At 64.9% G+C, this 20,776-nt stretch carries 22 protein-coding genes; 8 read left to right on the forward strand and 14 right to left on the reverse strand.

The features are described 5' to 3' along the window. Positions 1-5: 5 nt before the first annotated feature. Entirely contained in the window at positions 6-563 is a 558-nt protein-coding gene (locus tag AXYL_RS00425; protein ID WP_013390849.1) for a sugar O-acetyltransferase, read from the reverse strand. Positions 564-834: 271 nt separating this feature from the next. Here AXYL_RS00425 and AXYL_RS00430 point away from each other — a divergent pair, with 271 nt between their 5' ends. Beyond that, entirely contained in the window at positions 835-1,707 is an 873-nt protein-coding gene (locus AXYL_RS00430; protein ID WP_013390850.1) for an alpha/beta fold hydrolase, read from the forward strand. Positions 1,708-1,718: 11 nt separating this feature from the next. Here AXYL_RS00430 and AXYL_RS00435 read toward each other — a convergent pair whose 3' ends face one another. Both AXYL_RS00435 and AXYL_RS00440 read right to left on the reverse strand, forming a co-directional pair. Beyond that, on the reverse strand, positions 1,719-2,141 hold the full coding sequence (locus tag AXYL_RS00435; RefSeq protein ID WP_013390851.1) for a hypothetical protein: 423 nt from the start codon (positions 2,139-2,141) through the stop codon (positions 1,719-1,721). Positions 2,142-2,156: 15 nt separating this feature from the next. Beyond that, positions 2,157-2,531, reverse strand: a complete 375-nt coding sequence (locus AXYL_RS00440) for a glutaredoxin family protein (RefSeq protein WP_013390852.1) — start codon at positions 2,529-2,531, stop codon at positions 2,157-2,159. 282 nt (positions 2,532-2,813) lie between these two features. Here AXYL_RS00440 and AXYL_RS00445 point away from each other — a divergent pair, with 282 nt between their 5' ends. From AXYL_RS00445 to AXYL_RS00460, 4 genes are all read left to right on the forward strand, one after another. After that, on the forward strand, positions 2,814-3,884 hold the full coding sequence (locus AXYL_RS00445; RefSeq protein ID WP_013390853.1) for a hypothetical protein: 1,071 nt from the start codon (positions 2,814-2,816) through the stop codon (positions 3,882-3,884). 187 nt (positions 3,885-4,071) lie between these two features. After that, a complete protein-coding gene (locus AXYL_RS00450) occupies positions 4,072-4,731 on the forward strand; it encodes a hypothetical protein (RefSeq protein WP_013390854.1) in 660 nt (219 codons plus the stop codon). Positions 4,732-4,737: 6 nt separating this feature from the next. Continuing rightward, positions 4,738-5,235 carry a hypothetical protein gene (locus AXYL_RS00455; RefSeq protein WP_013390855.1) on the forward strand — a complete coding sequence of 166 codons (498 nt, stop codon included), beginning with the start codon at positions 4,738-4,740 and terminating at the stop codon, positions 5,233-5,235. A gap of 80 nt (positions 5,236-5,315) precedes the next feature. Beyond that, complete coding sequence (locus tag AXYL_RS00460) at positions 5,316-5,711, forward strand: YkvA family protein (RefSeq protein WP_013390856.1); 396 nt, start codon at positions 5,316-5,318, stop codon at positions 5,709-5,711. Between the two features lie 29 nt (positions 5,712-5,740). On the opposite strand, the gene AXYL_RS00465 is transcribed toward AXYL_RS00460, so the two are convergent. The 4 genes from AXYL_RS00465 to AXYL_RS00480 form a co-directional block, all read right to left on the reverse strand. Further along, a complete protein-coding gene (locus AXYL_RS00465; protein ID WP_013390857.1) occupies positions 5,741-6,451 on the reverse strand; it encodes a hypothetical protein in 711 nt (236 codons plus the stop codon). 56 nt (positions 6,452-6,507) lie between these two features. Further along, a complete protein-coding gene (locus tag AXYL_RS00470) occupies positions 6,508-6,993 on the reverse strand; it encodes a hypothetical protein (RefSeq protein ID WP_041654665.1) in 486 nt (161 codons plus the stop codon). Between the two features lie 63 nt (positions 6,994-7,056). Beyond that, on the reverse strand, positions 7,057-7,632 hold the full coding sequence (locus tag AXYL_RS00475; RefSeq protein WP_013390859.1) for an isochorismatase family cysteine hydrolase: 576 nt from the start codon (positions 7,630-7,632) through the stop codon (positions 7,057-7,059). Positions 7,633-7,823: 191 nt separating this feature from the next. Next, on the reverse strand, positions 7,824-8,948 hold the full coding sequence (locus AXYL_RS00480; protein ID WP_013390860.1) for an agmatine/peptidylarginine deiminase: 1,125 nt from the start codon (positions 8,946-8,948) through the stop codon (positions 7,824-7,826). Positions 8,949-9,096: 148 nt separating this feature from the next. On the opposite strand from AXYL_RS00480, the gene AXYL_RS00485 reads away from it, so the two are divergent. Continuing rightward, positions 9,097-9,975 carry a LysR substrate-binding domain-containing protein gene (locus AXYL_RS00485; RefSeq protein ID WP_013390861.1) on the forward strand — a complete coding sequence of 293 codons (879 nt, stop codon included), beginning with the start codon at positions 9,097-9,099 and terminating at the stop codon, positions 9,973-9,975. 90 nt (positions 9,976-10,065) lie between these two features. Then, positions 10,066-10,818, forward strand: a complete 753-nt coding sequence (locus AXYL_RS00490; protein WP_013390862.1) for an SDR family NAD(P)-dependent oxidoreductase — start codon at positions 10,066-10,068, stop codon at positions 10,816-10,818. A gap of 104 nt (positions 10,819-10,922) precedes the next feature. On the opposite strand, the gene AXYL_RS00495 is transcribed toward AXYL_RS00490, so the two are convergent. The 5 genes from AXYL_RS00495 to AXYL_RS00515 all read right to left on the reverse strand — a co-directional run bounded on the left by AXYL_RS00495 (position 10,923) and on the right by AXYL_RS00515 (position 17,607). Further along, positions 10,923-11,816, reverse strand: a complete 894-nt coding sequence (locus AXYL_RS00495) for a hypothetical protein (protein WP_013390863.1) — start codon at positions 11,814-11,816, stop codon at positions 10,923-10,925. Between the two features lie 295 nt (positions 11,817-12,111). Beyond that, positions 12,112-14,538, reverse strand: coding sequence for a TonB-dependent siderophore receptor (locus AXYL_RS00500; RefSeq protein WP_013390864.1), 2,427 nt, complete (start codon positions 14,536-14,538; stop codon positions 12,112-12,114). A 100-nt stretch (positions 14,539-14,638) separates the two neighbouring features. Next, positions 14,639-15,661: a FecR family protein gene (locus tag AXYL_RS00505; protein WP_013390865.1), complete on the reverse strand. Its 1,023-nt coding sequence runs from the start codon at positions 15,659-15,661 to the stop codon at positions 14,639-14,641. Next, positions 15,658-16,203 carry an RNA polymerase sigma factor gene (locus tag AXYL_RS00510; RefSeq protein WP_013390866.1) on the reverse strand — a complete coding sequence of 182 codons (546 nt, stop codon included), beginning with the start codon at positions 16,201-16,203 and terminating at the stop codon, positions 15,658-15,660. Before AXYL_RS00510 ends, AXYL_RS00505 begins: the two co-directional genes overlap by 4 nt. A gap of 183 nt (positions 16,204-16,386) precedes the next feature. Beyond that, positions 16,387-17,607, reverse strand: a complete 1,221-nt coding sequence (locus AXYL_RS00515) for an MFS transporter (RefSeq protein WP_013390867.1) — start codon at positions 17,605-17,607, stop codon at positions 16,387-16,389. Positions 17,608-17,816: 209 nt separating this feature from the next. Here AXYL_RS00515 and AXYL_RS00520 point away from each other — a divergent pair, with 209 nt between their 5' ends. Then, positions 17,817-18,758, forward strand: a complete 942-nt coding sequence (locus AXYL_RS00520; RefSeq protein WP_013390868.1) for a LysR family transcriptional regulator — start codon at positions 17,817-17,819, stop codon at positions 18,756-18,758. A gap of 11 nt (positions 18,759-18,769) precedes the next feature. On the opposite strand, the gene trxB is transcribed toward AXYL_RS00520, so the two are convergent. Next, positions 18,770-19,735 (reverse strand): thioredoxin-disulfide reductase, encoded by a 966-nt coding sequence (gene trxB, locus AXYL_RS00525; protein ID WP_013390869.1) that lies wholly within the window; start codon positions 19,733-19,735, stop codon positions 18,770-18,772. Further along, the gene (locus AXYL_RS00530) at positions 19,732-20,748 is read right to left on the reverse strand and encodes a Bug family tripartite tricarboxylate transporter substrate binding protein (RefSeq protein WP_013390870.1); all 1,017 of its coding nucleotides are present in this window, start codon (positions 20,746-20,748) and stop codon (positions 19,732-19,734) included. Before AXYL_RS00530 ends, trxB begins: the two co-directional genes overlap by 4 nt. Between the last annotated feature and the right edge of the window lie 28 nt (positions 20,749-20,776).

A 20,776-nucleotide genomic window follows, 5' to 3' on the forward strand; every position in this document is an offset into this window, starting at 1 on the left:
CCGCCTTATTCAGCAATCGACCGAATCACCCTGGCCGGATTCCCGCCCACCAGCGAATTCGCGGGCACATCCTTGGTGACCACCGAACCCGCCGCGACCACCGAGTTCTCTCCCACAGTCACGCCACCAATAACGGTCACACCCGCCGCGATCCAGACATTCCTCTCGATCACAATGGGCTTCGCCGTGACGAAGTCACGACGCCGCGAAGGTTCGATAGGATGGCCGGACGTGATAAGGCTCACGTTCGGCCCGATCATCACGTCATCGGCAATGCTCAACCCGCCCAGGTCATAGAAGGTGCAGTTCTGATTGACGAAGACGTTGCGCCCGACGCTGATATCGGGGCCACCGGTCGTATAGAACGGCGGAATCAACAGGAAGCTGTCATCGACCGTCTTGCCGATCAGCTCGCTGAACAAGGCGCGGACTTCAGCGGCGTCGTTGAAGGTCAGGCGGTTGAGGGCGGCGGTGATCGTCATCGCGCGTTTGATGTTGGCCGTCATGGCTGCTGATTCGGGCGTTCTTCTGGGAATGATCAGGCTGCGGTCGTCATTTGCCATCTGCGGCTTTCCTTTGGGGGTTCGGCGTAGCGGGCGGTTGGCTGACCAACCGCATGTTGCGAAATCGTAGCCTGACGTCTTTATCCCGGGCGATCTTCCGGAATTCCGGAAAGCCAAAAGCGGATAGAGGCGCTTACGGCATCACGCGCGGCGTTGCATGCGATTGCCTCGGGACATTCCCCCCTGGGGCGAGCCCTGTCCAGGCACTGTGATTGCTGACGAGTAGCGGCCATCTACACCCTCCCATCGTCCGCAACCCAAGGAGCCTCCCATGACCGCCCCTGTCGAGCACCGCCGCATCCCCGTCGACAACATCGACACCTTCTACCGCATCGCAGGCCCTTCCGACGCGCCTGCCCTCCTGCTGCCTCACGGCTACCCCTGTTCTTCGTACGAGTTCCGCAACCTGATGCCTCGCCTGGCCGATCGCTGGCGCCTGATCGCGCCCGACTATCCTGGCGCCGGCTACAGCGCCACGCCCGAGGACTTCGATTACAGCTTCGACGGTTATGCGGCCTTTCTGGATCGCTTTGTCCTGGCGCTGGGCCTGGACCGCTATGCGCTCTACCTGCACGACTTCGGCTCACCCATCGGGGCGCGGTTGGCGATCCGTGCGCCTCATCGGGTGACGGCGCTGATCATTCAGAATGGCGACGTTCCCTACGAGGACGCCTTGGGGCCCAAATATGCGGACATCGAAGCCACCTGGGCGCTGCCGCCCGCGGAGATGCGCGGCGCCATAGGCGACAGCATTACTGAAGCAAGCTTCCAGGAGGAATTCCTGAACCATGTCGGGCCGGAGGTTGTCGACCGCATTTCCCCGGATCTATGGAAGCTGCATTGGTCGCTGATGACGCCGCGCCGCAAGGAGGTTGCCATCGACTTGATTGCCGGCCTGAAGCAAAACCGCGCGTGGTTTGCGGAGCACCGGCGGTATCTAAGGGATCACCAGCCGCCTACGCTGATTGTCTGGGGGCCGCAGGATCACTACATGCCAGAAGCTTCCGCCCGCGCCTATCTGCGGGATTTGCCGGATGCTGAACTGCACCTATTGGAGGGTGGCGGCCATTGGTTGTTGGAGACGCATCTGGATGAGGTGGCTGTGCTGATGCGGGGATTTCTGCAACGGGTGCTGGCGGCATGACGTCGCTGCGCTCAGCGCGGCTTCCAATTCACTCCATCCCTGGACCGATACTCCGGCGTCCCCGTGCAGCACCCGCCCGCCCCAAACGCCTGCCGCCCGATAAACGCAGTCACCACGCCCTTGCTCTCGGTCAGCGATTGACGGATGCAGCTGGTCGGCAGCGGATACAGGTCGCCTTCCAGCACCAGCGTCCACTTCAGGTTCTCGCCGTCGGCCGGTTCGACCATGTACACCTTGCATTTATGCATCAGCAGATGCACGGGCTTCCCCGCCAGCACGCCCTTGAACTGATGCTCCGGAGGGGTGTCGCGCGTGGCGATGGCTTCGGCGTTGAGTTTCGACCCGGGCGGCGCGGGCTCCAGCGCGGCATCGCAGCCGGCCAGCGCGCTCGCGGCGGCCAAGGTGATGAGGAACAGGCGAGCCAGGCGCATCATGCCCATGAACCCTTGTCAGGCTACGTTGGCGAAGCGTTGTTCAAGGTAGGCGATGATGTCGCTGGACTCGTACATCCAGCGCGTGCCCGCGGCGTCGTCGATGCGCAGGCACGGCACCTTCACCTTGCCGCCGCCTGCCTGCAGTTGCGCGCGCGCTTCGGGATCGCCCTTGGCGTCGCGCAACGCGATGGGCGCGTTGAGCTTGTGGATGGCGCGCCGCGTCTTGACGCAGAACGGGCAGGCGTGGAACTGGTAGAGCGACAGCTTGGCCGCTTCGGTGTTGACCGTGGCCTGGCCTTGCGCGGAGCGCTGTTGCGGGCGGGGCCGCGTGAGGGCGTCGCCCAGCACGATGATTTGACCCAGGCCGACACGTAGGGCTTTGACTAGCATGGAGTAGGACTCGATACAGATGGACAGGCGGCCAGTCTACTCTGTGCAGCGTATTCCGGTCTTGCGAGTGCCGTCAGCTGCGCAGGCCGGTGGTCATCCCGTGTCACATCATGGGTTGGTAGTCGAAGCCCGCGCGTTATTGAAACCGCACTGGGTAGCTGCAGCCCGTATAGAAGGTCCGGCGCGATATCATGGCTGCGCCTCTACGCGTCGGGGCACTGCGTGGCCCAGCGTCTCGCAACGCCCGACTCCTTACTGCTTCGGAAACAGGAACCCAGAACGATGATGTCCATTCCCGTGCCTGCCCGCTTGTGCCTGATGACCGCCCTGCTTGCTCCGGCATTGACGCTGGCTCAGCCTTCCGTCGATGCGGATCTGGCCGCCCGCGCGGCTGCGCAGATGGAGCGTCATCGCGCGAACGTGGACGATTTGCTGAGTACGGTGCGGCGGGAGGGCATGGCGCTATTGGTGATCCCGACGATCAATCTGGATGCCGCCCCACAGCGGGATTTCGACAATGAAGCCACGCGCGACCGCTATGTGCGCCAGCGCAGCACATTCATGCGTTGGAACCACAAGTCGGAAAAGGACTACGCGATCAGCGCCGGACAGGGCGAGCACAAGCTGGATATGGTGGACGTAGGGCCGCAGTTCCAGACGGTGCGCGGCAAGCTGCTGTATCAGGTGATACCGGTGTGGCCGGGTGAGTACTGGCTCAACCGCATCACCTATCATCAGCCGCGCACAGAGCTTCCTGAAACGGTGCCGAGCCAGAGTGCCACGGAGCGGCTGAAGAAGATCGGCATCGCGACGTTGGACTACGCGGTGGATCGCGAATTCAAGAAGACCTCAACCCGGCCGCAGTCCGAGCCAGAGGCCGACGACGGGCTGGGCCAGGGCTGCGAAGTGGTGCTGCGGGTGGGCGGCGGTTGTGACGAGGCGGCGCGGGAACTGCGCTGGCGGATCAGCGCGGAGCGCGCATTCAATGAGGGATGGGCGGATGCCGTACCGGCGCCTGGCATTGATGTCGAACTGTCGTTTTCACCGATAGCGGCGATCAAGCTGGAAGCGGGCGAGGTGGTGCTGACGGACGGTTTCGTGTTGCCGTTGGACCAGCCGGTGATGACACCAGATTCGTGCGAAGGGGTGGCTTTCGATCCGGTCTGCACGATGGACTCGATCACGTTGACGCGCCTGCCCGCGAGCTTGGAAGATTTTCGGCAGGCGCCGGATGCAGGCAGTTTCAAGCTGCCCAAGCTGGACGAGGCGCTGCGCGACCTGGTGTATCGAGCGCCCACGCTGTACTACAAGCCGGAATCCGCGGCCGCGCCGAACCTGATCCGGGCGGAATAGCGTCTGGTTGCAATCGGAGAAAGCGCCGGACTGCGATAGCGCCCGCAGTCGTTGCAGTTCCGGATGCCGAGGATCCCATTTTCGGATGGCTCCTGATGGATTAATCCCGACCCGGATCCTGCGGGATCGTTATTAAATGTGCGGCAAGCGCCACTGTCTCGGTGGTTGAGTAAAGCGAGGTGTACCCATGCCGCACGCTCGATTCACCCTGCACGCTTTGGCCGCTCTCGGGGCCTTGTCCATGACGCTGGGCGCCACAGCCCAAGCGCAAGGCACCGGCCAGAACGCCCCAGCAACGCCGCTTGCGCCGGCGAAATACTGTGAATGCCGCTTCTCATCCGGGCAATACGAGGCCTATAGCGTCAACGGGACGTGCACCGTCCAGCGGTATGCCGGCGGACGCAAGTGCGAATACGGTTTCTCGGGTATTGGGGCCAATCCAACGGTTCTCACGTCAATACTTGGGCAGGGCGCGGACCACGCGCAGCTGCAATCAGCGGCGAAGATAGTCACCCTCTATCTGGCGTATGCGGAATCGGGAGACACGTCTGCCTTGAGCGAGAGCCGTTTCATTGAGGGCGCCCTGCCGGTCCTGGCGCGAGGCAGCCTGTTTCGCCAGGCCGTCGTCAACGCCGAATTGCCCGTCAAACAGATTGATAGCGAGATCGTTATTTTTTCCAGGAAGTACAGCAACGTCATCGCGGAAGTATTCCAAGGCAAGAGGCCGCCGCTTTCGGTGACGTGGACGGAAGGCTTTCAGTTTGAGATCGGGCGAGGCTATGTGCTGATGGACTACAAGCAAGCGTCGCAATTGCTGGTGCTTTTCTTCTCTGCTGCGAAGAGGTGATCGGCCATGGACCTGACCTGCATGCGAGAACTTCCCGGATTGGATTGGGCCGTGCTGCTTGTTGCCGTCGTGGTGGCCCTGATCTTGTTTGTGCTCGGGATCTACTTGTTGTTGCGACCCAGGCCCTCCCCTACGCCAAACACCAAGCATGAGGTGGAAACGACCATCGACAAATATGGCTTGAAAGCACCTGCCGGCGTGTTCTTGATAGTTCTCTCCATCGCCTTGTTTGGAGGGCTTTATTGGCAGTTGAACAACAGGTTCCCCGCCAACGCGGAAGAATTCTCAGGGGCGCCTCGCACACTCGGTTCCATCGCCGAAGGGCTACGCCGGAACTCCAGCGCCGATATTCTGTTGAAGGGAGGAGCCGAGACCGTGGTGATCTCTCAACCGGTCAGCGGCGCCTGCTGGTCCGCGCTGGTGGACAAGCTGTGCGCGGCGCATCGGGATACGTTGACGTGCAGCCGGGATGGCGATCGGATTGTCATCGACCGCAAGCCCTGAGGCAGCGCGCCACATGAGCGGAAAAGGTGTGTCAGACTACGCCCATTCACGGCTATTGGGTGCGAGCACTCGCTTTCCGCATGAACCTCAGCGACCGCCTGAAAGCCTGGGCCAAGCGCATCAAACGCGACGGCCTGACGCTATGGTTTGCCGGCAAGCACGCCCGCACGCCCTGGTACGCCAAGGCGCTGGGCCTGTTCGTGGTGGCCTATGCGCTCAGTCCCATCGACCTGATTCCCGACTTCATCCCCGTGCTGGGCTACGTCGACGACGTGCTGCTGTTGCCTGGCCTGATCTGGCTGGCCATCAAGCTGCTGCCGCCCGACGTGCTGCAGGAATGCAGGGTTCAGGCGGACGCCTGGATGCAGTCGCAGGGCAAGAAGCCGCGTAGTGTGGCGGGCGCGGTGATGATCGTGGCGCTATGGCTGGGGATAAGTATTGTGGCGTGGTTCTGGCTTGCGCCGTATTTCCGGTAACGCCCTGACCGGCGGGCTTGCGCGCAGAACTACGCCGAACCTTCTTCCACAAACCCCAAGTTCCTTAGTTCCGCGATTGCGCCCTTTTCCTCCTCCCGCCGCCCCTTGGGTGCGGCCAGCGAGGCGGTCAGCAGCATGGACTGGGCGGGCGAGCTATCAAAGCTATGCAGCGTGCTGGCGATGCCCGGGAACGCCTGGACGAAATCCGCTCCCAGCGCCTTGTGCCCCGGATAATTCCCCTGCTTGTCCACGATGACCTGCGTCTGCGGATAGCGCCGGATCAGATGCAGCGGCACGCCTTCACAGCGCAGGCCCAGCAGCTTGGCTTCGCTGATGTCCAAGGCCCAATCCGTCTCGGCGTAGAAGGCGACGCGCGCGGTTGCGAACTGATCGAGGAGGCGTTCGTCCGTGCAGAAGGCGGTGGGCGTCAGGTTGAGGTTGATTTTGCCGATCTTGCCCACCAGTTTGACCCTGCGAAAGAACGAGGCCCACACCAGCAGGATGGGGTTGGTGGACAAGTCCTCGATCAGCACGTCTTCAAACATGCAGGGGTGGATCATCGAGTTGACGGCGCGGCATTTGGAAAGGAGCACGTTCTGCACACGCGACATGCGCTGTGGGATCTTGACCATGGACAAGGCGCAGTTGTCGAAGGTGCAGTCGTGGAAGTGCAGATCGCTGAAATGCGAATTGCCCTTGTCGTATGCCATCAGGAAGGTTGCGCCTTCGGTTTTCTGCATGGAAGCGTGTGCCGATGAGATGGGTTGCTGACCTGTGCCCTGGCGGAGGGATTGCTTCAATAGCTACCCGCCGGCAGCACATCCGCCAAATAGGCGGCGGCATCTGGTTCATTGCGCAATACATGTCGCGTCCACGCGCCGCGCTCATGCGCGGTCACTTCCAGCTCCCATACGCATGCGATGAACGGTCCTCGCACGGGCTGAAACTGCTCGGGCTGATCCAGCGGCGCGGAGTACATCTGTTGGCACAGGATGCCGCCGGATATCCACCAGTCCGCCAGCAGCCAGACCGCTTCTTCGCCCACATGCACGATGCAGAAACCCAGGCCCGTGGCGCGCGGATCGCTGGCGGCGTCTTGCAACGCGGCCATCGCGGTCTTGCGGGCGGCTGCGGCCACTTCAGCGGACAGCAGCGCGACGGCGGGATCAGGATTGCGCTGTATCGCGTAGGCCTTGATGGCCAGGCCGTCTTCGCGCCATTGCTCGATGAACGCCATGCGGCGCGATGCGTAAGGTTCTGCGGGTATGGTTCGGAAAGGCATGATGGGCAGCGGGGGGGGGGAACCCTGCGAGGTCATGAAGGCAGATATTCTTCCAGCAGTCTGCTATGCCAGCAAGGACAAGGCATCGTCCAGCGACAGCACGGTGGTGCGCGATTCAAACGCCGTGGCGAAGAGATGCTCGTGCACGACGGGGTCCGGGTCGTAGCAGCAGTCCTTGACCGTCAGCAGGCGGTAGTCCGCGTCGCTGGCATGCGCAATCGATGACAGCATTACGCCGGTGGACGCGATGCCGGCCATGATCAGCGTGTCTATGCCTTGCGCGGAAAGCCGTACTTGCAGGTCGGTGCCGAAGAACACGCTGGCGCGGTGGGCGGTGATGATGGGCTCGTCTTCGCGGCGGCCGAGTTCGGGCGAGACGCGGTCGTGGACGAAGCGGCCCAGCTGCTTGATGCCCTGGCCGTTCTTGTTCAAGGGGCTGACTTCAGGATACCCGGGGCTGAAATGGATCTTGGCGAAGTAGACGCTGACGCCGGCGCGCCGCGCGGCGTCGCACAGTTGCCGCGTGTTGTTGAGCAAGGCGGGGGCGACCGACGGGAACAGTTCCATGATGTCGGTCTGGTAGTGCATGACCAGCAAGGCGGTACGCGCCGGGGTGATAGCCGAGGGCTGTGTGTTCATGCTCCGCTCCGCAATAGGGTTGCCACGCGTGCCTTGCGGGTTCCGGCCTGCTGCCGGATGGGCCAGCCCGGTTGTGATGCGTGGCGACGTGATGGAGTGCGACAGGAAGGACGCACGACTCTACCACGGCCGCCACAGCATGTCGGTGTCTGGATTGCGGCCCCGCGGGACCTCTCGCGGACTCTTGTGAACTACGCTGCTGGCAACTGATTCGTCACGCAATGAATCCCGCCGCCGCCTGACGCAATGGCGTCGATGTCCAGCTGCACCACCTTGCGGCCCGGATACAAACGCGTCAGCAGCTCGCGCGCCTTCGCGTCCGCTTCCGCATCGCCGAATTCCGGCGCGATGACGGCACCGTTGATGACGAAGTAGTTGATGTAGCCCGCCGCGAAGTCTGGGTTGTCGCGCAGGAACTTGCTGCGCCTCGGATTGAGCGGCGGGCTCATGGTGTGGATTTCCAGCGGCTTGCCGTCGGCGTCCGTCGCGCGCCGCAGAATCTCCAGATGCTTGCGGGTCAGCGCGTAGTCGTAGGACTCGGGATCCATGTCGAGGTTGGCGACGACGACGCCGGGTCGGGCGAAACGAGCGTAGAAATCGACATGGGCGTCGGTGATGTCTTTACCCTTGATGCCGGGCAGCCAGATGATCTTGCGCAGGCCCAGGCAGCGCTTCAGTTCCTCTTCGACTTCCGCCTTGCTCCAGCCAGGGTTGCGGTTGGAATTGATCCAGCTGCTTTCGGTCATGATGCCGGTGCCGTGGCCATCGACTTCGATGCCGCCGCCTTCGCCAATCAGTTCGCTTTGCAGGTACTCGGTGTCAGTGACCTCGGTGGTTTCGGCGGCGATCTTGGCGTCGGCGGCGTGGCGCTGCTTGTTGCCCCAGCCGTTGAAGTTGAAGTCCACGCCGGTGGCCGAACCCCGCCCATCCAACACGAAGTTGGCGCCGATGTCGCGCATCCAGATGTCGTCCAGGCGGGTTTCGACAAAACTCACGTTGTCCGTGCCGCAATGGCGTTCGGCCAGGCTGCGTTCGCGGCTGCGGCAGAACACAGTGACGGGCTGGTGCGCGGCGATGGCGCGGGCGATGCGGCCGAGCGCGGCCTGGACGTCGGCGGTGAAGTCTTCCCAGATGGCGTCCTGGGCGCCGAAGGCGATGAAGGCGCGGGCCTGGGGGGCGCCTTCGTCGGGCATGTGCCACTGTGGCGCGGACGCGGCCCGCGCGCCGGATGCGAGCAGACCCAAACTCAGCGAGGCGGCGGCGTGGATGCCCATGAGCGTGGCGGTGTGTTGGATGAGTTGGCGGCGGGTGGGCACGTGGGGCTCCTGTAATTCTGGATGATCGATAAAAAATGGTTATGTCGGAGTCAAAGGTGCGCACCTCATGAATTGCAGTGTATTTCCCGCCAAATCGCCTGGACAAGCGATATATTTAGCGGAATTATGATTAGCAAGGCTTATCGATATGCTTAAGCAATGGCCTCCCCTGAACGTGCTGCGCGGCTTCGAGGCGGCCGCCCGGCTGGGCAGTTTCCACAAGGCGGCCGACGAGTTGCATCTGACGCAGTCGGCGATCAGCCAGCAGGTGCGCAGCTTGGAGGACTATCTGGGCCAGCCGCTGTTCTTCCGCCAGGGACGCGCGGTGTCGTTGACGGATGCGGGCTGGGATCTGTTGGGCACGACGCAGGCGATGCTGCAGCAGTTGGCGGCCGGCATCCGCAGGCTGGATCAGTACCGCAAGCCGAACCAGCTGATCGTGAACACCAGCCCGGCGTTCTCGCGGCACTGGCTGCTGCCCAGGCTGGAGGCCTTCCGCGCCCTGCATCCCGAGGCGGATCTGTGGCTGTACACCAGCGATGCCGCGCCGGACATGGCCAAGCAGACCATCGATATCGCGCTGCGCGACGATCTGGGTCCGCAAGCGGACTGCGCGTTCCGCGTGCTGGTCGAGGACCGCATGTATCCGGCCTGCCATCCTCGCCTGCTAGCGGCGGACGCGCGCGCCACGCTGCATGGCGAGCGAGAGATGGATTGGAGCCATTGGGAAACGCAGGGCGGCGCCGATGTGGGTCAGCATGGCCAGGGCATGAATTTTTCCGACCCCGGCCTGTTGCTGGATGCGGCGCGCGAGGGCCTGGGCATGGCGCTGGTCAGCAGCTTGCTGGCCGGGCGCTCGCGCCGCGACGGCTCGTTGGCGGCGTTGACGGAGCAGACCGTGCGCGGTCCGAAGTGGGCCTGGCTGGTGCATCGGGACAGCCAGGACGATCCGCTGACGCGCGCGTTCTGCGAGTGGGTGTCCGAAGAGCTGGAAGCGTCCCGCGAGGGCGGCGGCGCGGCAGCCTGAACCTTGCCTCTCAGGTTGGGGCTTTCATCACGGTGTTAAGTTGTAGCCTCGCCGCCGCATGCGGCACATTCCAGAGCAAGAGATTTCTCGATGTCCAATCTGCAATCCATGCGTCCTGTTGCCTTGATCACGGGTTCCACCTCAGGCATAGGCGAGGCCATTGCCCGCCGCCTGTCGCGGGACGGTTATGCCGTGGTCGTGCATTCACGCCGTTCGGCTGAAGCCGGCCATGCCTTGGCACGTGAGCTGGGCGAGGCGGTCTATGTGCAGGCGGATCTGGCGAACGATGCCGACCGGGTCCGATTGGTTCGGGAGGCCGTCGCGGCATGGGGGCGGCTGGACGTGCTGGTCAATAACGCCGGAATCAGCTGTGTCATTCCCCACGCGGACCTGGCCGCGGCCAGGCCGGACATCTGGCATGAATTGCATGAGGTCAACGTGGTGGCGCCGTTTCGCCTGGTGGCCGAGGCGCAGGCCGCGTTGCAAGCGGCGGCGGCGCATGGCCGGCCTGCCTGCGTGATCAATGTGAGTTCGCACGCGGGCATCCGGCCCAAAGGCGCTTCCATTCCTTATGCGGCGACCAAGGCGGCGCTCAATCATGTGACGCGTCTGCTGGCGCTTTCACTTGCGCCGGATATCCGGGTGAACGCGGTTGCGCCAGGCCTGGTGGATACGCCTTTGACCGCCGATTGGACACAGGCCCAGCAGTTGTGGCGCGACAAGGCGCCGATGCGCCGGGCGGCCAGTCCCGAGGATATTGCGCAGGCTGTCTCAATGCTCGTCGCGTCGGACTATCTGACCGGCGAGATCCTGCTGTCTGACGGCGGATTGAACCTGACCTAGCAGCACAGACTGGGCGGCAGGCCACGGCATCCCCCGCCGATGACGTAGCCATGGCGCCCATGGTGCCTGCCGCGCATGGCTGCGCGCAGGCATCGACGCCGGCCTTACTTCTGCACGTACTTCTTGCCCGCCGCATCGTAGGCGTAAATGACCGCATCGCCCGCGCCCAGCTGGCGGGTCTTGTCCGGCCCGGAGATTTCCGTGCCGCTGCGCTTGACGGTCACGCGGGGCATGTCGCTGCCGCCATGCGCCGAAAAGACCAGTTCGCCCGAGCTGGCCACGCAAGGCATGACGTCGCCTTCGGCGCAGGCCGCGCTGTTGTCTTCGCCGGTATTGATGCTGCCCACATAGGTCCAGCCCGCGCCTTCGTCCGGACCCGCCGGATTGAAGATCAGCAGCGCGTAGCCGCTGAAACTGATGCCGTTGTCGAAGCCCTCGGTGGGCACGGCCAGCAGCAGTTTGCCGGCGGGCGTGCGGTATTCCACCGGCTTGCGACGGGTGTCCACATCTTCCGGCTTTTCATAGGCGCCAAACTCGCCGATGGTGTGCTCCATGCCGCGGAACTTCCAGGGGCGTTCGGGCGTGGAGCCGGTCAGGGTGAAGGTGGCTTCTGCCAGGTTGACCTGGGTGCCAGGGCCGACCTCGTCTTCGCCGGGTTTGCCGTAGCGTTCGCGCGTGTCCCAGACGAAGCCGGTGTAGTAGCCCGTGCCGCCCAGCTCGAAGGCGTGGCCGAACCAGAAGGTGGCGATGCTGCCGTTGGCGACTTCGTAGGAATCGGCGCCCTTGCCGTCGATCTGGTAGATGGAATACATCACCGTGGGCGCATCCGGCGGCGTGATGGCGGCGGCGCGGGCGGTGGGCGGCAGCGCTGCGGCGCCAGCGGCTTCGGCGGCCGTTGCGGCTGGGCTGAACATGGCGGCCAGTGTGGACGCCAGCAAGCCGGCCAGCGTGGTGCGGAGCGAACTGCTGCGGGGGCGGGTTTTCTGAATGGTTTTCATGTGTCGGACATCTTCTTGTCGGCCTTAGGCGGGAAAGCCTTGTGATCGCCTGTCTCTGTCTGTGCGGCGCCATCCTAATCGCCCGTTGCAATCCGCGTCGGACAACAATTTGCCAATTGTGTCGGACTGCAATGCCTGGAGCGCCTGTGGCTAGTCTGCCACGGAATCGGCGTTTTGCTCGGGGATCGTAGGATGGGTGTTGCGCGAGAAAGACGTGGCGGACAGAACTGTCCTGCAACGCGTTCAACCCATCGCCCGTTGCCGCACGGGAATGGGTTGAACGTGGCGGTTTCCCTCAGTACGTCGCCCGCAGGTTCAGCATCACGCTGCGCGGCTCGCCGTAGTAGTTCGAGCCGTAAGCCGCCCACACGCGCTGGTAATAGACCTTGTCGAACAGGTTGTTCACCGTCAGCGTGCCTTCCAGGTGCTTGTTGAAGCGGTAGCCGGCTTGCGCGGACACGGTGGTGTACGGGCGCTGTTCGAACTTCACCGGACCGTTCAGGCGGTACATGCTGCTGACGCTGCGCACGCCCGCGCCCAGCGACAGGCCTTCCAGCGTGCCGGTGGCGAAGGTGTACTTGGTCCACAGGTTGAAGGTATGGCGCGGCGTGATGAAGGCGTACTGCTGCGACTTCTGTTCTTCCGTGCCCTTCAGGGTCTTGGTGGTGGTGTAGGCATAGCCGGCGGTGATGTCCCAGCCGGGCGCCGGGCTGCCGCTGATCTCTGCCTCGAAGCCCTGGCTGCGCATCTTGCCCGCAGCCATGGAGAACAGCGGATTATTCGGGTCCGTCATCGAGCGGTTCTCGTCTTCCATGCGGAACAGCGCGGCGTGGCCGTTCAGGCGCTTGTCCAGGAATTCGCCCTTCAGGCCGATCTCGAACTGCTTGCCGGTGCGCGGGTCCAGCAGCTGGCCGTTGACGTCGGTGACGGTCTGCGGCGTGAAGATGCTGGTGTAGCTGGCGTAGGCCGACAGCTGCTCGTTCAGGTCCACGACCAGGCCCAGGTAGGGCGTGAACTTGCCGTTGATCTTGTCGCTGGTGTTGGTGAACTGGTTGAAGTAGGCGTTGCGGTTCTGCGTGCGGTTTTCCCACCAGGTGAAGCGGCCGCCGGCGATGATGGTGGCCGCGTCGGTCACGCGCAGATTGGTGCGCGCATACAGGCCGTACTGATCGGTCTTGCTGTCGTTGCCGTTGGTGAACTGGTAGTCCGGCTTGGGAATGTTGTTGTTGGGGTGGTAGAGATTGGTGTCGGCGTTGTCGCCGCCGCCGTAGCGGAAGTTCTTGTGGACGTTGCGGTAGTCGGCGCCCACGGTCAGCTCGTGCTGGCGGCCGAAGGCTTCGAAGGGCGTGGCCACGAAGGCGTCCAGGCCATAGGTCTTCCAGTGGCTGCGGTACTTCCAGCTGACGAGGCAGGTGTCGCCGGTTATCGGGTCCACCGCGCAGTCGGACCAGCCGAACTCGCGGCTGGGCTCGTCCTGTTCGCGGTAGATGCCGCTGACCTTGATGCGCCCGCCGTTGGCCAGGCGGTGGTCCACGTCGGCGAAGTACTCGGTGACTTCCTCGGTGATGTGGTTCCAGCTGGGGTCCAGGTTGGTGGAACGGCGCACGTCCAGCAAGCGGCCGTCGGTGTAGCCGGGCAGGCCGAAGAACGGGCGGCCCTTGTATTGCTGGTACGTGGCGCCGGCGGTCAGGACGGTGTCGGGCGTCAGATCGAAGCTCAGGGTGCCGTAGAACAGCGGCTTCTCGGTGTACACGCCGTCGACGAAGGATTTACGGTCGTCATAGGACGCCACCAGGCGGCCGCGCAGGCGGCCATCGCTGTCCAAGGGGCCGGTGATGTCGGCCTCGGTGTAATAGCGGTCCCAGGAGCCCGTCATGACCTGGCCGCTGAAGGCGAATTCCTTCTGCGCGCGCTTGCGCACCAGGTTCACGGTACCGCCGGGGTCTCCCGCGCCCTGGTACAGGCCCGAAGGTCCGCGCAGCACTTCGATGTGGTCGTAGATGGCCAGTCCGAAACCTGCGGAAAGGTCGCTGCCGGTGCTGGCAGGCGTGTTTACGCCGTCGACCTGGATCGTGTCCAGGGCATAGCCGCGCGAGTAGAAATTGCCGTGGTTGCCGCCGATGCTGCTGGCTTCGACCGTGATGCCGGTGACGGTGCGCATGGCATCGTCCAAGTTCGTCAAGTTCTGGTCGTCCAGCAGCTGGCGTGTCACCACCGAGACCGATTGCGGGATCTCGCGCAGGCTTTGCGCGTTCTTGCCGATGGTGACGGCGGGGGCGGTGTAGGACCCCGTGCCTTCGGTGACGGTAAGGTCGCGGCCGGTGACCGTCACGGGGGCCAGCGTGATGGCGTCGGTGGAGGATGCATCGGCCGGCCGCCGCACCACGAAGCCTGAGCCGCTGGGCACGGCGACGAGGCCGCTGCGCGCCAGCAGGCGGTTCAGCGCGATTTGCGGCGTCATGGCGCCGGAGACGGCGGGGGCGCTCAGGCCGGCCACCGTGTCGGGGCTGAACAGCACTTGCAATTGCGCCTGCCGGCCCAGCGCCACGAGCGCATCGGCCAGGCTGCCGGCGGGCAGGTCGAAGGTTTGCGCGGCCGCGCTCTGCGCGTGCGCGGCGGATGGCGCCAGCGCTTGCACCGTCAAGGCGGCAGTCATGGACAGCGCGCACAGCAGCGCGTAACGGCCGGCGCTCAGCCGACGATGAAAATGGCATTGCGCCATGGACTTTCCCCAGTCTGGAAGTGGATCTTCAACTGGGGAAGACGCGCCAGCCGCCAAAACCCGAACCTGTCTAATTAAAAATAATTCTTAATTCTTGTTTTCAGCGGCTGCTGATCACGGCGGCGCCGTCCGGCCGCCGGCTTACCGTCACCGGCAGCAGGCCGGGCAGCATGTCCAGCACCGCGTCGGGCTGGCGCAGATCCAGCGTGCCGGACAGGCGCAACCCCCGGGCGCGCTCGTCGGCAAAGCGCAGCGGCGTGTCGCGGTACAGGGCCAGATAGCCGGCCAGCTGCTGCAAGGTGGTGTCGTGCATCACCGCCACGCCGCCCTGCCAGGCGCCGATCTCGCTGGCGGGCACCTGCTGGCGGCGCAACAGGCGCGCGTCGGCGCGCGACAGCAGTACCGTGTCGCCGGCCTGAAGCGTCTGCGCGGCGGGGGCGTTGGCGCCCTTCGCGTTCAGCCTGACTTCGCCGCTGCGTACGCCGACCTGCAGCACGTCGGGCAGCAGCAGCACGTTGAACTCGGTGCCGATGTCGCGCAGCTCCGCGTCGCCCGCAGCCACGATCAGCGGCCGGCGGTCGGGCGCGGCATCGATGTAGACCTCGCCGCCCTCGACGCGGATATGCCGTTCGGCCAGGGTGTAGCGCACGCTCACGCGTGTGCCCACGTTGGCGTGCAGGTGGGTGCCGTCAGAGAGGTCCAGGCTGCGGGTCTGGGTGGACGCGTTGGCCACGGTCTCGTAGCTGATGGGCACGTATTGGTAGGCGGCGGCCGCGATCAGCAGCATCGCGGCCAGTGCGCCGCCCCAGCGCAGGAAGGCGGGGCGGCGGGCGGGCGAGGACCACGGGCGGGGCTGGGATTGCGGCCGGGTGCGCGGCGGGATCTGAGCTTGGCCAGTCGACTGGGCGTGCGTACGCGTCGGCGCGGAGTCCGGGCGCGGCAGCGCCGCCATGTCCTCCCACACCTGCTCCAGCCGTTCGTACTCCCGCTGGTGCTCGGCCGAAGCTCGCAGCCACGCCTGGAAGGCCTGTTCGGCGCCTGCATCGGACGCGCGTTCCCGACGGCGCATGAACCATGCGCTCGCGGCCTCTTCGACAGCGGACAAAGGTAGGGATCGGGTCATGGCGTTTCGCCGTGGACTCGGCGCTTGCAGTGCGCCAGCGCCAGTTGCAGGTGCTTCTCCACCGCCCGCACGGAGATGCCCATGTGTTCGGCGATGTCCTCGCAACGGAGCTCATCATACCGATAAAGCAGGAAGGCCTCGCGCTGGCGCGGCGGCATCTCGTCGATGGCGGCCTGCAGCAGGCGCAGGCGCTGGCTGGCGTCCGCGCGGGCTTCGGGCTGTTGTCCGGCGGGAGCAGCCAGACCGCACGTCATCGGTTCGAAATCCTGATCGTCCAGGCTGGCCACCACGTGCTCGTCGCGCACGTTCTCGCGGCGCCAGTGATCGCGCAGCAGGTTGCGGGCGATCTCGTACAGATAGGCACGCGGCTTCTCCGGCGGCTCGGCGCCTTGATGCGCGGCCAGCCATTTGGCGAAGGTCTCCTGCGCCAAATCCTGGGCGGCCTCGGGCGAACGCTTGAGCTGCCGGTTCAGGAAACCGACCAGCTCCGCGTTCCACGACTTGTATGCCTCGGCGATTACGCCGAAGAACCGCTCCCCCATGATGCCCCTGTCGATGTCCGGCGCCGGGTTCTGTGACCTGGGCGCGTAGGCATGGCTTGATCAAATGATAATGATTCTTATTGTATCAAGATTGTCGAGTGTTGCTGCCGGGGATAGTTGCAGCGCGATCTCTACGCGGAACTGGCCGATGGCTTCGATGCACTGTTCAACACGCAAACGGGTTCAGGGCGCGTGCAAGCTCCTGAGCTTCCTAAGCTCCGGAAACCACCGCATCCACAACCCCGCCACGGCGATGGTGCCTACCCCGCCGATCACCACCGCGGGCACCGCGCCGAACGCCGCGGCCATGACGCCGGATTCGAATTCGCCGAGCTGGTTGGAGGCGCCGATGAATAGCGTGTTCACGGCGCTGACGCGGCCCAGCATATGGTCGGGCGTGTTCAGTTGCACCAGTGACGAACGCACCACCACGCTGACCGCATCCGCCGCGCCCAGCAGCACCAGCGCGCCGATGGACAGCGGGATCGAGGTCGACAGGCCGAATACCGTGGTGGCCAACCCGAACACGATCAACGCGCCGAACAGCAGCCGGCCCACGTGTTCGCCCAGGCTCAGGCGGGCCAGGGTCAATGACATCAGCGCGGCGCCGCAGGCGGGGGCGGCGCGCAGCGCGCCCAGCGCCCAGGGGCCGGCGTTGAGGATGTCCTTGGCGAAGATGGGCAGCAAGGCGGTGGCCCCGCCCAGCAGCACGGCGAACAGGTCCAGCGACAAGGTGCCCAGCAGCAGGCGGCGCTGAAAGATGAAGGTGATGCCGGCAAACAGCGTGCGCCAGGTGGTCGGCTCCTTGCGCGGCGGAGCGCGCTCGATGACGAGCGTGGCGATGGACGCGAAGGCGGACAGGTATAGCGCCGCGGCTACGCAATAGATCCACCCTGCCCCCAGCCCGTAGCCAACGCCGCCCAGCGCCGGGCCGGCGATCTGCGCAATTTGTCCGCTGGAGGAAGCCAGCGCCGTCGCGCGCGGCAGCCATTCGCGCGGCACAACCGCCGGGATCAGCGTGGCCATGGTCGGCGCTTCAAAAGCGCGGGCCGAACTCATGATGATGATGGTGGCGTAGATCAGCGTCTTGCCGCCGACGCCATGCAGTGCAGCGATGGCCAGTACCAGCGTGGCCAGCGCCTCCAGCGCCATGCACACCGCCACGATCTTGCGGCGGTCGTAGCGGTCGGCCACGTGGCCCACCACCAGCGTCAACGCCGCCATGGGCAGGAATTGCGCCAGGCCGATCAGCCCCAGGTCCAGGGCGCTGCCGCTCAGCGCATAGATCTGCCAGCCCACCGCGACCGAGACGATCTGGAAGGCCAGCGATGCGCCGATGCGCGCAAACAGGTAGTGCAGGAAGGCGGGACGGTGAAGCGGACTGGGGGAATCGGGGGCGGGCATGGGAGATGGCGCTTGGGGCGCGTGACGGGCGCCGAACCCCGCATTCTAGGAAGAAGTCGCTGACGGGAAACTAAGAGCCTCCCTGCAGACGGGTTTCGGAAAGCCAGTCTGTCCTGGAAGACGGCGGCTCTCATTCATGCACAAGGCGGATGCGTGAAATCTATAATTCCGATTCCTGCATAAATCGACCCGTACAGGGAAACCCACCCATGGCCACGCTTCCCGACCTGAGTTCGCGCGAATTGCAGGCGATCAGCACTGTCGCCGAATGCGGCAGTTTCGTCGCCGCCGCGCTGACGCTGAATATCTCGCAACCCGCGCTCACGCGCACGGTGCAGCGGGTGGAGAAGGCCTTGGGCGTCGAGCTGTTCCATCGTTCCACCCGCCGCGTTGAAACCACGCCGGCGGGCCAGGAGTTCGTATCGCTGGCGAACCGCATGCTGTCCGATCTGCGCATTTCCTACGAGAACATGCGCGAGATCTCCGACGAGCAGCGGGGCCGCAGCATCGTGTCGGCGGTGATGTCGGTGGCCTACACGCAGTTGCCCGGCATCGTCGCCCGCTATCGAGAATCGCGGCCTCGCATCGAATTGCAGATCCGCGAGGGCGTGCACGGCACGGTGCTGGACGACGTGCGCAGCGGCGTGGCCGACATGGGGATCACCTATATCGACGAAGTGCCTGGGGATTTCTCGGTGGTGTCGCTGGGCCGCGAGGCTTTTCATGTGGTGATGCCGCGCAAGCATCCGCTGTCCACGCAGACTGGCGTGACGCTTGAGCAGCTGGCGCCGTATGCGCTGGTCTCACTGCCGCGCGAGGCGCAGACGCGCCGCCTGATCGACAGCCATGCGTCGATTGCCGGCGTGCAACTGCGGCACGCGGTCACGGTCAGCCAGTTCGCCACCGTGATGCAATGCGTATGGGCCGGCGTAGGCATCGCCATCGTGCCTGGTGGCGCGGTGCCGGCCGCGTTGAGTGCGGACCTGGTGGCGCGGCCGTTGACCAAGCCCGCGTTGAGCCAGGCCATCGGTGTGGTGTTCCTCAAGGAGCGCGGCCTGACTCCCAGCGCCAGCGGCTTCCTGGCGCAGTTGCGCAGCGACTGGGTGCAGGTCGTTGCGCCCGCGCGCCGCGGCCGCCGTAGTGGTGCCTAGACCAACCGGCCTCAGACCGCCGACCGTTCCAGAAAGCGCTGCGCGTCAAGCGCCGCCATGCAGCCGCTGCCGGCGCTGGTGATGGCCTGCCGGTACACCGTGTCCTGTACGTCGCCAGCGGCGAACACCCCGCCTATGCTGGTCATGGTGGCGAGTCCCTTGCGTCCAGCTTGCGTCACGATATAGCCGTCCTCCAGCGCAAGCTGGCCTTCGAACAACTCCGTGCTGGGACGATGGCCGATGGCGATAAAGCATCCGCTCACCTCCAGATCCACACAGCTTCCATCGGCCAGGCGTCGGACACGCACCCCCGTCACGCCGCCTGCGTCGCCCAGCACCTCATCCAACACACTGTCCAGCTTCAACCGGATCAGGCCTTGTTCGACCTTGGCCTTGAGTTTGTCCAGCATGATGGCCTCGGCGCGGAAGGCGCCGCGCCTGTGGATGAGGGTTACGGATCGGGCGATGTTCGACAAGTACAGCGCTTCCTCGATCGCCGTATTGCCGCCGCCCACCACGCATACGTCGCGGCCGCGGTGGAAGAAGCCGTCGCAGGTGGCGCAGCCGGATACGCCCCGGCCCATGTAGGCCTGCTCGGAATCCAGGCCCAGATAGCGCGCGACTGCGCCGGTTGCCACGATCAAGGCATCGCAGGTATAGGTCGCGCGTTCGCCACGCAGGGTGAAGGGGCGCCGCGACAGGTCCACGCTCTGCACGTGGTCGGCGATGACTTCGGTGCCGAAGCGCAGCGCATGGTCCTGGAATCGCTGCATCAGGTCAGGTCCCTGCACGCCGTGCACGTCGGCGGGCCAGTTGTCGACTTCGGTCGTGGTCATGAGCTGGCCTCCCTGAGCCATGCCCGCGATCAGCACCGGCTTCAGGTTGGCGCGGGCGGCGTAGACCGCGGCGGCATAGCCTGCCGGTCCGGAGCCGAGAATGAGCAGCCGCGCATGGCGGTGGGAGTCGGCGGCGCTCATTGCAGCCGGATCCCCGCCAGCCGCACGATCTCGGCATAGCGCTGCGCTTCGGAACGGCAATAGGCGTCGAAGTGTTCCGGCGTATCGCCCACGGGCATGGCCTGCGCGTCGGCCAGGCGCGCCCGCACGTCGGGCCGCTGCAGTACCGCATTCACTTGCTGGTAGATGCGTGCGACCAGTTCCGGCGGCGTTTGCGCCGGCGCCCACATACCGTACCAGGTGGTCAGGTTGACGCTGGGATAACCCAGTTCGGCGAAGGTCGGCACGTCCGGCAACGCGGCCACGCGTTGGTCCGAGGTGACCGCTAGCGCGCGCAGTTTGCCGCCTTTGACGAGGCTGATGGACGAGGGCATCGAGTCCAGCATGTAGGTGACCTGGCCGCCGATCACATCGGTCAGCGCCGGCGCGCTGCCCTTGTAGGGGATATGCGTGACGTCGAGCTTGGCGGCCGCCTTGAACACCTCTCCAGCCAGATGGCCGGGCGTGCCGTTGCTGGATGACGCGAAGTTGTGGCGGCCGGGTTGCGAGCGCACCAGGGCGATCAGGTCGGCAACCGAGCGCACCGGCGAATTGGCGCTGATTACCAGCTGGATGGGCGTCGAGGCCAGATTGGTGATGCCGCGGAAATCCTTGAGCGGATCATGCGACATGTTGGCGTAGAGCGCCGGGTTGACCAGCTGGCCCGAGACATTGATCAGCAGCACGTAGCCGTCCGGTGCCGCCTTGGCCACGACGTCCGCGCCTATCATGCCGCTCGCGCCGGGGCGGTTGTCGATGACGACCGATTGCCCCAACTTGTCGGCAAGCGTTGCGGCGACGATGCGGCCCACGATGTCGGTGGGACCGCCGGGCGGATAGGGAATGACGACACGCAGCGGCTTGGACGGGTAGTCGGACGAGGCCAGTGCCTTGGCGCCGCCGCAAAGCGTACCCAGGGTTGCGCCCGCGGCTCCGATCAACAGGCGGCGCCTGAGGGGGTTTGAGGGGTCCTGCGCCAGAATGCATGGTTCCATGGTTTGTCTCCCTAGTCTCATTCTTGTG

Origin of the sequence: Achromobacter xylosoxidans A8 (assembly GCF_000165835.1) — a bacterium.
Taxonomy (GTDB): Bacteria; Pseudomonadota; Gammaproteobacteria; order Burkholderiales; family Burkholderiaceae_B; genus Achromobacter; species Achromobacter xylosoxidans_B.